Genomic DNA, 13202 nt, shown 5'->3' with positions numbered 1-13202 from the left:
CTCGGTGTTGGAAACGATGGTGCCGCTCTTGGTGATCCACGAGGCGGAGAGGTCCTTCGGGGTCCGCCCGGCGGCTTGGGGGTTCAGCCGCCTCGCCCGGCGGACGATCAGGCGGGCGACGACCGCCTGGCCCGTGGGACGATGGCTGCGATCGCGGCCTTGACCTGCGGGTTCATCTTCGCAGTGGCCGAAAAGCACGCCCGGGGGCGGCGGGGTGGATCAGGGCCCCTGCGTCTCGGAGCGGCGCCGAGGGATGCGGTCATCTCATCGGCCACGATTTGGCGCACGGCGGAACCTGCCGCGGTGGGTGCGTCCCAGGGGCCCGGGCTCCGTCAGACGGGCGCTGGGGCGTTGGCGGCGTTGAACGGTTGTCCGGTCCCGTCCCCACGGGTGTGAGGATGGGACCGGAATGCTCCTGTCAGGAGCGCTTGGCGTACTCGGAGATCTCCCCGAAGTCGAGCAGGACGCACGTCTCGTCACCCACCACCTCGGCGTCGTGGCCCGGCGGTATGGCGACGGCGTCGCCGGGGTTGACCTCCTGCTCCGTGCCGTCGGCCATGTACACGCGCATGTGCCCGGAGACGCAGTAGCCCAGGTGCGACACCTGGCACAGGTCGGTGCCCGCGATCGGCTTGACGTTGTTGGACCAGCGCCAGCCGGGTTCGAAGACGCCGCGCCCCACTGCCCGGTCGGCCATCATGACGATGTCGGCGTGGCCCTTGCCCTCGAACGAGCGTGTCTCGTCGGGCTTGTCGAAGTTCTTGACTTGAATATGCGCCATCATGTCCCCCCGTGGGCGCAATGTGACTTTTGCGGCGCTACCCCTACCCCACAGCCTTGATCGCCTAACCACGGTTGGGGCGCCCGGGTTCGGTGGGAGGCTCTGATGTGGCCCACCTTCCGCGGAGTCAGGCACCACGGAAGTACCCCATCGAGCCGCGGGAACGGCGGTGGCGATGGTGTTCGAGCTGTATGGGCAGGGGCGAGTGCCGTGCGGGCTCTTGACATCCACGTCCAGCACGCGCCTGCGGCCAGTGGGCGCACCGGCGGACGTCCCTCGCCGTGCTGCGGGCAGGTCGAGGGGGTCTTCTGTGCTACGGGGTTTCCTTGATTGCGGAAACTACGCGGTGGAAGTTGGCGCGTGCCATTTGGAGGATCATCGCGGCCACGGTGAGCCCGGATCGTCAGGCTCGGAGAACACGGCAGATCTTCCAGAGATGCTCGGGCGGTAGCGGCGCGTGTTGGAAGACGGTCAGTGCGTCGTGCAAGTGTGCCGCAGTCGAGGCGGACGACAGGGCACCGGTGATCTCCGGCGTGGAGGCGGCCGATGCCAGCGCGGCGGCGCTGGCCGACAGTCCAGGGACGATCAACTCGGCGAGTTCCTCGCTGACCAGGGTGACGGTTCGCCGCCGTTGAGTGGGGCGGACGCCCATACCTCGTGACCTTCTCGGGTTGCCTGGGCGATCGGCCCGTCCTCGTTGAGGGCTTGGGCGAGTGGTGCGGGGTGAACCAGGCTGACCGGAAGCTGGATGGCGGTGAAGCGGGCTCGGGTTCGCCGACGGCTTGCCGGGCGACGGCGAGCAGTTCGGGGACGGTGAACGCGCCGCCGGAGAAACCACTCCAGGGCGCGACGCCGTATCCGGTGATGCGGCCTTGGCGGACGGCTTGATCGCACGCTTCGAACGCGTGGGAGCACCCATCGCGAGCACCTACCGCAAAAGAAGAAGCCGCAGGTCAGAGACCTGCGGCTTCTTCTGTGCTGTGTCCGAGGGGGGACTTGAACCCCCATGCCCCGTAAAGGGCACTAGCACCTCAAGCTAGCGCGTCTGCCTATTCCGCCACCCGGACAGGTGTGCATGTCGCGGCTCTGCGCGACGGGGTTCACCATACCAAAGGTCCGGACTCGCGGCGAAGTCGATCGAGGGGGCACCATGGGCGGGTAGCTGCTGTCCAGGGTGAGGGGGTCGCTGTGGCCGACGGGAACGTCGCTGAGGACGAGGTCGTCCGGATCTGCCAGGAGCTGATCAGGATCGACACCAGCAACCCCGGGGACAACTCGGGGCCGGGGGAGCGCGCGGCCGCCGAGTACGTGGCGGGGCTGCTCGACGAGGTCGGCCTCGAGGCGCGGATCTACGAGTCGCACCCCGGGCGGGCCAGCGTCATCGCCAGGATCGAGGGGACCGATCCGGGGCGGGACGCGCTGTTGCTGCACGGGCATCTCGACGTCGTGCCCGCGCGGGCCGAGGACTGGACGCGGGACCCCTTCGGGGGTGAGATCGCCGACGGGTGCGTCTGGGGGCGCGGGGCCGTCGACATGAAGGACATGGACGCCATGATGCTCGCCGTCGTGCGGCGGCGGCTGCGGGAGGGGCGGCGGCCCTCGCGGGACGTCGTGCTCGCGTTCCTGGCGGACGAGGAGGCCGGGGGCAAGTGGGGGGCCCAGTGGCTGGTCCAGGAGCACGCCGGGCTGTTCGAGGGGTGCACCGAGGCGGTGGGGGAGGTCGGGGGCTTCAGCCTCACGGTGCCCGGTGACAAGCGGATGTACCTCATCGAGACCGCCGAGAAGGGCATCGCCTGGATGCAGCTCACCGCCGGCGGGACCGCCGGGCACGGGTCCATGGTCCATCCCGACAACGCCGTCACCGCGCTGGCGGGGGCCGTGGCGAGGCTGGGGGAGCACCGGTTCCCCGTGCAGATGACCAAGACCGTGCGGGCGTTCCTGGAGCGGGCCTGCATGGCCTACGGCGTCGAGTTCGACCCCGCGGAGCCCGAGAAGTGCCTGGCGGAGATCGGGCCGCTCGCCCGGATGATCGGGGCCACGCTCCGGCACACGCTGAACCCCACGCGCCTGGACGCCGGATACAAGACGAACGTCATTCCCCAGACCGCCACCGCTCAGGTCGACGGGCGTTTCCTGCCGGGATATGAGGAAGAGTTCTTCACGGTCGTGGACGAACTTATCGGTCCGGACATCAAACGCGAATTCGTCTATCACGACCAGGCGCTGGAGGTCGAGTACGAGGGGGCCCTGGTCGCCGCCATGGAACGGTCCCTGATCTCGGAGGACCCCGGCGCCCTGCCCGTTCCGTACTGCCTGAGCGGGGGGACGGACGCCAAGCACTTCGCCAAGCTCGGCATGCGCTGCTACGGCTTCGCGCCGCTCAGGCTCCCCCCGGAACTGGATTTCTCCGGAATGTTCCACGGGATCGACGAACGCGTCCCGGTCGATGGTCTGCGCTTCGGCGTGCGCGTGCTCGACCAATTCCTTGATCACGCCTGATTTTCTCGCCGAAACGCCGTCACGGGTGCGAAGCGTGGTGCTACGGTCACCAAACGTGGAGGGCGGGATGACCCGCTCTTGGTGTGAACGGTGAGGAGCACCTGTGACCTTCGGCGCGGCACTTCGGCGGGCGGTCTCCGCCGTGCCGTGCCGTGGCGCGGTCCGCAGGCTCCTGGTCGTCGTGGGGCTCGCGGCCGCGGGCTGGCTGCTCGGTGGGGCCGCGCAGGCCGAGGCCGAGACCCCCGACGCCCGGCGCGTCGTCGTGGACACCCCGGTCGTGGGTGACGCCGTGCGCGTCGCCGAGCGGCGCGTGTTCCCGGAACGACCCGTCCGGGAGATCGTGCGCGCCGTCAAGGACCGCGAGGTCGCGCCTCCCGTGAAGGTCGAGCGGCCCCCCGTGGAGCCGCCCGTCCGGCCGGTCGTGCCGGACGCCGGCGAGGTCCCGGTGGCCAAGGCCGACAAGGGCGGGCCGGTCGCCGAGCGTTCCGTGAGGCGGAACGCCCCCAGGCGCGTCCACCGGACCGCGGGCGACCCGCACGTCTTCGCCGGGACGTTCGAGAAGAACGCCTCCCACTCCGGCGCCGCCGACCAGGCGGCCCCGGTCGCGCCGATCCCGGCGCTGGCACAGGCCGGGGGCGTCAGCCCGGCCGCCGGCCTGATCCTCATCGGTGGGATCGGCGCTCCCCTGGCCCGCCGGGCCTGGATTCCGGGCCGTCCGCAGGGCGTGCTGCTGCGCGCCCCCGGCGCGGTCCCGCCGGCCGTCCGCACCGCCGCGGACGAGCCGAGCTTCGCACCTGACTAGTTCCCTCTCTCAGGTCCCCCGCCCGTGCGGCTCGGGCGAATCGGACCGCGACGCGACGCCCCCTGGCGGCGCGTCACCCCCGAGATGATCCCGCGCGACTCCAACCCGTGGCCTCGCCATGCCCTCGCGCGCCCGCATCTCGGCTCTTCCCTGCAAGTCATCAGTTCTCCCCCGAACAAAGAGGAGCATCATGCGTACGTGGGCCATCGGTACCGCCCGTACCGCCGCGCTCACCGCGAGCTTCGTCGCTCTCGGTGCGTCCGCCATCCCCGCCGCGGCCTTCGCCGACACCACCTCCGGCCAGTCCGGCGTCCTGGGCGGCAACCAGGTCAACCTGCCCATCTCCGCCCCGGTCGACATCAGCGGCAACGGCCACGGCAAGTCCAAGGGCGGCGCGACCGTCCACAACAACAGCGGCGGCGGCGGAGGCCAGCAGACCTCCGGCAAGCACGGCGTCGCCTCCGGCAACCAGGTCAACGCCCCGATCTCCGCGCCCGTCAACGCCTGCGGCAACGCCCTGGGGGTGCTCGGCTCGGCCAAGGCGGGCTGCAAGGGCGGCGCGACCGTCCGCAACAACGGCGGCGCGAGCGGCCAGCAGACCTCCGGCAAGAGCGGCGTCGCGTCCGGCAACCAGATCAACGCGCCGGTCTCGGCCCCGGTCAACGTCTGCGGCAACGCCCTGGCGGTGTTCGGTTCGGCCGAGGCGGGCTGCAGGGGCGGCGCCAAGGTCGACAACGGCGGCCACGGCGGCCAGGTCACCGACGGCACGAGCGGCGTGATCGCGGGCAACCAGGTCAACGCGCCGGTCTCGGCGCCGATCAACATCTGCGGCAACTCCGCCGCCCTGTTCGGCGACGCGGTCGCGGGCTGCGACGGCGGCGCCAAGGTCAAGAACGGCGGCCGCACCGGCGCCGGGCAGCAGACCTCCGGCAAGTCCAGCGTCGGCGGCGGCAACCAGGTGAACGCCCCGATCTCCGCGCCGGTCGACGTCTGCGGCAACGCCGTCGGGAACGCCACCGCCGACTGCGACGGCGGCGCCAGCGTCCGCAACGGCGGGCACGGCACCGGCAGCCAGACCACCAACGGCGACCACTCGGTCCTGGGCGGCAACCAGGTGAACGCCCCGGTGTCGGTGCCCGTCAGCGTCTGCGGCAACGCCGTGGCCGTGCTGGGCGAGGCGGGCGCGTTCTGCCAGGGCGGCGCGCACGTGCGCAGCAGCTCCGGCGGCGACCAGACCACGAGCGGCACCGGCGGCGTGCTGGCGGGCAACCAGGTCAACGCGCCCGTCACCATCCCCGTGAACGTGTGCGGCAACGCCGTGGCCATCCTCGGCGACGCCGCCGCGGGCTGCCACGGCACCGCCGTCGTCGAGGGCCCGCAGAGCTCCGGCAACCACACCAAGGGCGGCAACCAGACGCACGCGCCGACCAAGGCCCCGGTGGACGTGTGCGGCAACATCGTCCAGGTCGCCGGGAAGACCGACCCGCAGTGCGGCGGCAACGGCCCGAGCTGGGGCGGCTACCACTCCTACGAGAAGAACGGGAAGGCCTCGCGGACCCCCGGGCTGCCCGCCGTGCGGGAGCTGCCCCGCGCCCTGCCGATGAGCCCGGCCGCGGCGCTGCCCGCCATGCCGAAGCTGCCCGCCGCCTCCGACGCCGCCCGCGCAGCGAAGCCCGAGCCGCTGCCCGCCGTCCCGTCGCTCGGCAACGGCCTGCCCCAGCTCCCGCTGGACACGGGCAGGACCGTCAAGGGGCTGCCGGTCCAGAACCCCGCCGCCCGTACGGCCACGCCCGCCCCGGCGATGGACCTGCCGATGGTCGGCGCGCTGCCGGTGAAGCCCTCGGCGCTGCCGCTGGACCCGGCCGCGCTGCCCGCCGACGCGGCGACCCTGCCGGTGGACACCAAGCGGCCGCCGGTGGCGCTGCCCAAGGTCCCGCACCTGCCCGGCACCGGCGTCCTGCCGAAGGTCCCGGTCGTCCCGATGGCCCCGGCGCCCGCCGAGCGGACCCAGGCGGCCGGGAGCGGCGACCTGCCCGGCGTGGACGGCGTGCAGCTGCCCCAGCTGTCGAGCCTGCCGGTGGCCGGCGACGTGAAGGCCCCCGAGACCGGCGGCCTCCCCGAGGTGGGGAACGTGACCGACACCCTCGGCGCGGTGAAGCCGGTCGCGGCGACCGAGCCCATGGAGAAGGAGTCCGGCTCGGTGTGGGTGCTGGTCGCCGCCGTCGTGATGACCGCCCTGTCGGGGACGCTGGCGCTGGGCCGCCGGCTGCGCCCCGGCCGCCGGTGACCCGGACGGGCTGACCGTAAAACCGTTCGCGGTATGTCCGTGAACCGCGGAACGCCGATCCGGCGGCCGGGCCCCGGGTCCGGTCGCCGGAGAGGACGAGCCGCCGGCCCGCCCGGGTGGCAACGGCCACGAGGTCCGCACGGTTGACCGAACGTGGCCGCTGGGCGCGGCGGGGCACGGCGCCCCGCACGGCCGGTCGGCCCGGCGAAACCCCTGATCGTGGCGGTGTCGGGACAACCGCACACCGCCGCGGGAGGGGGCCACCAGACGCTTTGCCCGTCCCGGAGGCGCGGTCCGGGGCGGGCAAAGCCCTGTCCGGGCACCTATCATTGCGGCACCGAATGATTACCGCACGTCATAGCATTGGTACGTAGTGCTACGCTCCGGGCGGGACCGGTCAGAACGTCCGGACCTGGCGAATGATCTTCCGGCGCAGTTGGATCCACCGGCTACCGTCGGGGTGAACGCGCAGCCGGTCCAGTTCCCAGCCCCCGTGCTCGGCGTGCTCGGTGAGGACCTGCCGGGCGGTTTCACGGGTGGTGCCGCGGGGCAGTCGCAGGACGAGGTAGGTGTACTCCACCATTGCGGCCAATTATGGCCCGCCGATGTACGGCGGAGGAGCCTCCGGTAGCGGGCGCGGTCCGTGCAGCGGCGCGGACGTGTCATCCTGTCGGAGTCGCGGCACCTCTGGCGCCGCCCGTCCCGAGTGGACGGGCGACGGCCACGGAGCGGCGGCGGGTGGGCGGACCGCCGCCCGTGGGAACGCCGACGGGAGAGCGCGGGAAGCAAAGCGCCGCCGGGCGGCGTTGACGTCGGTTCGGGGTAGAAGAGACCAGACAGCGAGGTTGGAGCGACTGTGCCAGCCAACAACGGCACTGCGAAGAGCGGCGGGACCCGCCTGGTGATCGTGGAGTCGCCGACGAAGGCGAAGAAGATCGCCGGATACCTGGGCCGTGGCTATGTCGTGGAGTCCAGCATCGGCCACATCCGGGACCTTCCCGGGAGTGCCGCCGAGGTCCCGGCCAGGTACAAGGGGGAGGCCTGGGCCAAGCTCGGCGTGAACGTCGAGCACGACTTCGAGCCGCTGTACGTGGTCAACGCCGACAAGAAGGCCCAGGTGGCCAAGCTCAAGAAGCTGCTGGCCGAGGCCGACGAGCTCTATCTCGCCACCGACGAGGACCGGGAGGGCGAGGCGATCGCCTGGCACCTCCAGGAGGTCCTCAAGCCGAAGGTCCCGGTGCACCGGATGACCTTCAACGAGATCACCGAGGACGCGATCCGGCACGCCGCCGCCAACCCTCGCCAGCTCAACCTGCGCCTGGTCGACGCCCAGGAGACCCGCCGCATCCTCGACCGCCTCTACGGCTACGAGGTCAGCCCCGTGCTGTGGAAGAAGGTCATGCCGAGGCTGTCGGCGGGCCGCGTGCAGTCGGTGGCGACCCGCCTGGTGGTGGAGCGGGAACGCGAGCGCATCGCGTTCGTCCCGGCGAACTACTGGGACATCGCCGCCGAGTTCGACACCGGCAAGGGGGAGGAGCCGCGTGTCTTCAAGGCCACCCTCGTCTCCCTCGACGGTAAGCGTGTCGCGCAGGGCCGTGACTTCTCGCCCCAGGGCGTGCTGAAGACGCAGAACGTCCTGCACCTGGACGAGGCCGCCGCGCGCGGGCTGGCCGAGCGGCTCACCGGCCGCCCCTACGAGGTCAGGTCGGTCGAGAGCAGGCCGTACACGCGCAAGCCGTACCCGCCGTTCCGGACCACGACGCTGCAGCAGGAGGCCAGCCGCAAGCTGGGGTTCTCCGCCAAGTACACGATGTCGGTGGCGCAGAAGCTGTACGAGAACGGCTTCATCACCTACATGCGGACCGACTCGATCACCCTGTCGGAGACGGCGATCACGGCGGCGCGGCGGCAGGCGTCGACGCTGTTCGGCGCGGAGTACGTGCCGGACCGGCCGCGCGTGTACGCCTCCAAGGTCAAGAACGCCCAGGAGGCGCACGAGGCGATCCGCCCGGCCGGCGAGGTGTTCCGCACCCCGGCCGAGACGGGCCTGAGCGGCGACCAGTTCCGGCTGTACGAGCTGGTGTGGAAGCGCACGATCGCGTCGCAGATGAAGGACGCGGTCGGCCAGTCGGTGTCGGTGCGGGTGGCCGGGGTGTCGACGCGGGGCGAGGCCGTGGAGTTCGGCGCGACCGGTAAGACGATCACGTTCCACGGGTTCCTGAAGGCGTACGTGGAGAGCGCCGACGACCCCGCGACCGACCGCGACGACGCCGAGCGCCGCCTGCCGAACCTGGCCGAGGGCGACCCGCTGGCGGCGCGCGCGCTGGAGGCGCTGGGTCACACGACCAAGGCCCCGGCGCGCTACACCGAGGCCAGCCTGATCAAGGAGCTGGAGGAGCGGGAGATCGGCCGCCCGTCCACCTACTCGTCGATCATCTCGACGATCCTGGACCGCGGCTACGTGTTCAAGAAGGGCACGGCGCTGATCCCGTCGTTCCTGGCGTTCGCCGTGACGAACCTGCTGGAGAAGCACTTCGGCAACCTGGTCGACTACGACTTCACCGCGCACATGGAGGACGGTCTCGACGAGATCGCGCGCGGTGAGGCGCAGCGGGTGCGCTGGCTGACCCGGTTCTACTTCGGCGACGGCGGCGTGGAGGGTCTCAAGCAGCTCACCGAGGACATCGGGGACATCGACGCCAAGGGCATCTCCTCGTTCCCGATCAGGGGCACCGACATCATGGTGCGGGTCGGCCGGTACGGGCCCTACCTGGACCGCGACGGCGAGCGCGTCAACATCCCCGAGGACCTGGCGCCCGACGAGCTGACGGCGGAGAAGGCCGAGGAGCTGTTCGCGCAGCCGTCCGGCGACCGCGAGCTGGGCGTGGACCCGGGGACCGGGCACCGGATCGTCGCCAAGTCGGGGCGGTTCGGCCCGTACGTGACCGAGATCCTGCCCGAGCCGGCCGAGCCCGCCGAGGGCGAGAAGAAGAAGCGCACGAAGAAGGCGGACGCGCCGAAGCCGCGCACCAGCAGCCTGTTCAAGTCGATGAGCCTGGACACGGTCACGCTGGACGACGCGCTGAAGCTGCTGTCGCTGCCGCGCGTGCTCGGCGAGATCGACGGCGAGCCGGTCACCGCGCAGAACGGCCGCTACGGGCCGTTCATCAAGCGGGGCACCGACTCGCGTTCGCTGGGCTCGGAGGACGAGCTGTTCACCGTCACGCTGGAGCAGGCCAGGGAGTTGCTGGCCCAGCCCAAGCAGCGGGGGCGGGGCCGGGCCGCGGCCGCCGCGCCGCTGCGCGAGCTGGGCGACGACCCGGTCAGCGGCAAGCCGGTGGTGGTGAAGGAGGGCCGCTTCGGCCCGTACGTGACCGACGGCGAGACCAACGCGTCGCTGCGCAAGGGCGACGAGGTCCAGTCGATCACCATCCAGCGCGCCGCCGAGCTGCTCGCCGAACGCCGTGAGAAGGTGGCCGCGGGCGGCGGTCCGAAGAAGCGGACGACGACGCGCAAGCCGGCGGCCAAGAAGAGCACGGGCAAGTCGGCGAAGTCGGCGCCGTCCTCGGCGAAGTCGGGCTCCTAATGACATTCCCGCCGATACCCTGACGGGCATGACCAGAACGGGCGTCACTCGGCCGCGTTCCGCCGAGCCGCAACCCGGTGACGAGCCGCTGCGGCGGCTGCGTCCCCCGCTGTCGCTGTCCAGCCTCGGCCACTGGCTGACGGTCCCGGCGTTGACCGCGATGGCGGCGACGCTGACCCGCGACGACGCCCTGGCCACCCGCGCGCAGTCGGTGGGCCTGGTGCTGGTGGCGTGGCTGCTGCCGGTGCTGCTGGCGCCGGTGTTCGGCACGGCCGCCGCGCGCCTGGACCGCCGGATCGCGCTGGTGGCCGCCGACGCGCTGCGGGCGTTCCTGATGCTCTCGGTGCCGGTGGTGGACCTGCTGGTCACGGCGGTCAACCCGGTGCTGTGGACGGCGATCGTGGCGGTCCTGGTCTCGTGCGCGGGCATGGTGTGGAGCGCGGCGGCGGCCTCCGCCGTCGAGGGCGTCGCCGCGGGCGTCGCCGACGACGAGGACGGCACGGTGGGGCGGGCGGTGCGCCGCCGCGCCCTGCGCCTGGTCTTCGGGACGGCCCCGCTGGCGGCGCTGGCGTTCGTGCTGCTGGCGCTGCTGGCGGACGCGCTGCTGGGCGGCGCCGACCGCGTCCACCTGGTGCTGTACGCCACGGCGGTGGTCTTCGGGGCGGCCGGGGCCGCGACGGCGATGCTGGGCGGCGGCCTGCCCGGCGGCGAGGCGGAGTTCCCCGCGCCGGTCGCGGCCCTGCTGCGCCGCGAGGGCGGCGTCCCCGGCCTGCCGGCGGCGGTCGTCGGAACGGTCCTGCCGGTCGCGGCGCTGCTGGCGGTCGCCCGGGTGCACGTCCGCGTGCTGGGCGGCGGCGACCCCGGCTACGGCGCGCTGCTGCTGGGACTGACGGCCGGGCTGGCGTACGGCGTGTTCGCCGGCCCGCGCCTGCTGGCCCCGCTGAGCCGCCGCCGGCTGCTCGGCCTGGCCGTGGTCGCCGGGGCGGTCGCCCTGCTGGTGGCGGCCCTGGTCACGAACCTGGTCGTCGTGGTGGTCGCGGCGGCGCTGACCGGCGTGTGCGCCGGGGTCGCCTGGGCCACCGCCGCCGCCGTGGACGACACCCCGCGCCCCCGCGCGCTGGCGCTGGTCGCCGCCCTGGTCGCGGTGGTCGCCGCACCGCCGCTGGCCGGGATCCTCGGCGACCGCCGCCTGGGCCTCGGCGACGCGGCCTACACCTTCACCGGCAGCGGCGCGGCCCTGCTGGCCGCGGCCGTGCTGGCGCTGGTGGCGGGCGCGGTCGCGCACCGCCGGCTGGACGACCGGCGCGGCGTTCCGCTGCGGCCGGACCTGGCGGCGGCGCTGCGCGGCGAGCGGTACGTCCCGCCGCGGGAGGAGCCGGCGGAGGAGCAGAGGGCCCGGACCGAGCGGGGCGTGTTCATCGCGTTCGAGGGCGGCGAGGGCGCGGGCAAGACCACCCAGTCGCGGCTGGCGGCGATCTGGCTGCGCGACCACGGCTACGAGGTGGTCACCACCCGCGAGCCCGGCGCGACCAAGACCGGCATGCGGCTGCGCGCCCTGCTGCTGGACAAGGAGACCACGGGCCTGTCGTCGCGCGCCGAGACGCTGCTGTACGCCGCCGACCGCGCCGACCACGTCGCCAACGTCATCCGGCCCGCGCTGGAGCGCGGCGCGATCGTGGTCAGCGACCGGTACGTCGACTCCTCCCTGGCCTACCAGGGCTACGGCCGCGAGCAGGACGTCGAGGAGATCGCCGCGGTGAACGCCTGGGCGACCCAGGGCCTGGTGCCCGACCTGACGGTCCTGCTGGAGGTCCCGGCCGAGACGGGCCTGAACCGGCTGTCGGAGCCCGCCGACCGGCTGGAGTCGGAGCCGCGCGCGTTCCACGACCGGGTCCTGCGGGGCTTCCGCGAGCTGGCCGAGGCGCACCCGGAGCGCTACCTGATCGTGGACGCGTCGCGTCCGCAGCAGGAGATCAGGCGCGAGATCCAGGACCGCATCCGCGAGATCCTGCCCGACCCGGTGCCCGCCGCGGCCGAGGACATCACCTCCACGTTCCCCGCGATCACCGACGTCTGAGTCCGGCGCAGCCCGTAGCCTTGTCGCCATGAGCGTGTGGGATGACCTGGTCGGGCAGGCGCCGGTGGTGGAGCAGCTGTCCTCCGCCGCCGGGGGCGAGGGCGGGCCCGCGCACGCGTGGCTGTTCACCGGCCCGCCCGGGTCGGGGCGGACCACCGCCGCGCGGGCGTTCGCGGCGGCGCTGCAGTGCGGCGAGACGCCGCGGGGCTGCGGCCACTGCGCGTCCTGCCACCAGGTCCTCCAGGGGACGCACGCCGACGTCGAGGTCATCCGCCCCGCCGGGCTGTCCTACGGCGTGAAGGAGACCCGCGAGCTGGTGCTGCGGGCCTCCTCGTCGCCGTCGGGCGGACGCTGGCAGATCGTGCTGTTCGAGGACGCCGACCGCGCCACCGAGGCCGCCGCCAACGCGCTGCTGAAGGCGATCGAGGAGCCCCCGCCGCGGACGGTCTGGCTGCTGTGCACGCCGTCGCCGGAGGACCTGCTGGTCACCATCCGGTCCCGGTGCCGCCTGGTGACGTTGCGCACGCCGCCGGCCGCGGCGATCGCCGAGGTGCTGCGGCTGCGCGACGGCGTGGACCCCGAGACGGCGGAGATCGCCGCCCGCGCCGCGCAGGGGCACATCAGCCGCGCCCGGCTGCTGGCGACCGACCCCGAGGCCCGCAGGCGCCGGGGGGAGGTCCTGGCGGTCCCGCGCCGCCTGACCTCGGTGGGCCCGGCGGTGACCGCCGCCGAGGCGCTGGTGAAGGCCGCCGACGCCGAGGCCAAGGCGACCGTCGAGACGCTGAACGAGTCCGAGACCGCCGCCCTCCGCCAGGCCCTCGGCGAGAGCGAGAAGGGGCGGATGCCGCGCGGCACGGCGGGCGCGCTGAAGGAGCTGGAGGACCGCCAGAAGTCCCGCGCGACCCGCCTCAAGCGCGACGCGCTGGACCGGGCCCTGCTGGACCTGGCCTCCTACTACCGCGACGTCCTGACGTTGCAGCTCGGGGTCCGGGGCGAGCTGGTCAACACCGAGCTGGCCCCCGAGCTGCGCTCGGCCGCCGAGGACACCACGCCGGAGTCCACGCTGCGCCGCCTCGACGCGATCATGGCGTGCCGCCGGCAGCTCAACGCGAACGTGAACCCGCTGCTGGCCGTCGAGGCGATGACCCTGGCCCTGCGGACCCGCTGAGC

At 73.1% G+C, this 13202-nt stretch carries 9 protein-coding genes and 1 tRNA gene; 6 read left to right on the top strand and 4 right to left on the bottom strand.

Annotated features, from left to right (window positions below):
* Positions 1-418 precede the first annotated feature (418 nt).
* From HNR61_RS28865 to HNR61_RS28855, 3 genes are all read right to left on the bottom strand, one after another.
* Entirely contained in the window at positions 419-781 is a 363-nt protein-coding gene (locus HNR61_RS28865) for a cupin domain-containing protein (RefSeq protein ID WP_067821646.1), read from the bottom strand.
* Between the two features lie 403 nt (positions 782-1184).
* Positions 1185-1433 (bottom strand): hypothetical protein, encoded by a 249-nt coding sequence (locus tag HNR61_RS28860; RefSeq protein WP_182846312.1) that lies wholly within the window; start codon positions 1431-1433, stop codon positions 1185-1187.
* Positions 1434-1762: 329 nt separating this feature from the next.
* Positions 1763-1848 (bottom strand) — tRNA-Leu (locus tag HNR61_RS28855).
* 121 nt (positions 1849-1969) lie between these two features.
* Here HNR61_RS28855 and HNR61_RS28850 point away from each other — a divergent pair.
* The 3 genes from HNR61_RS28850 to HNR61_RS28840 all read left to right on the top strand — a co-directional run bounded on the left by HNR61_RS28850 (position 1970) and on the right by HNR61_RS28840 (position 6369).
* A complete protein-coding gene (locus tag HNR61_RS28850; RefSeq protein WP_182846311.1) occupies positions 1970-3280 on the top strand; it encodes a M20/M25/M40 family metallo-hydrolase in 1311 nt (436 codons plus the stop codon).
* A 103-nt stretch (positions 3281-3383) separates the two neighbouring features.
* Complete coding sequence (locus HNR61_RS28845) at positions 3384-4082, top strand: hypothetical protein (RefSeq protein ID WP_182846310.1); 699 nt, start codon at positions 3384-3386, stop codon at positions 4080-4082.
* Between the two features lie 190 nt (positions 4083-4272).
* Complete coding sequence (locus tag HNR61_RS28840) at positions 4273-6369, top strand: chaplin (RefSeq protein WP_182846309.1); 2097 nt, start codon at positions 4273-4275, stop codon at positions 6367-6369.
* Positions 6370-6766: 397 nt separating this feature from the next.
* Here the strand turns inward: HNR61_RS28840 and HNR61_RS28835 are convergent, their stop codons facing one another.
* Complete coding sequence (locus HNR61_RS28835) at positions 6767-6952, bottom strand: DUF5703 family protein (RefSeq protein WP_067821619.1); 186 nt, start codon at positions 6950-6952, stop codon at positions 6767-6769.
* 273 nt (positions 6953-7225) lie between these two features.
* Between HNR61_RS28835 and topA the strand changes: the two genes are divergently transcribed.
* Genes topA through HNR61_RS28820 form a run of 3 tightly spaced genes read left to right on the top strand, consistent with a single transcriptional unit; the run spans position 7226 to position 13200 of the window.
* A complete protein-coding gene (topA, locus tag HNR61_RS28830; protein WP_312898143.1) occupies positions 7226-9955 on the top strand; it encodes a type I DNA topoisomerase in 2730 nt (909 codons plus the stop codon).
* Positions 9956-9983: 28 nt separating this feature from the next.
* On the top strand, positions 9984-12032 hold the full coding sequence (gene tmk / locus HNR61_RS28825) for a dTMP kinase (RefSeq protein ID WP_182846308.1): 2049 nt from the start codon (positions 9984-9986) through the stop codon (positions 12030-12032).
* Positions 12033-12060: 28 nt separating this feature from the next.
* Positions 12061-13200: a DNA polymerase III subunit delta' gene (locus HNR61_RS28820; protein WP_182846307.1), complete on the top strand. Its 1140-nt coding sequence runs from the start codon at positions 12061-12063 to the stop codon at positions 13198-13200.
* Positions 13201-13202 lie beyond the last annotated feature (2 nt).

The sequence above is a fragment of the Actinomadura kijaniata genome (genome assembly GCF_014138665.1).
GTDB classification, from domain to species: Bacteria; Actinomycetota; Actinomycetes; order Streptosporangiales; family Streptosporangiaceae; genus Spirillospora; species Spirillospora kijaniata.
Note: the sequence above shows the minus strand (reverse complement) of the source record. Positions and strands in the feature narration are given on the sequence as shown.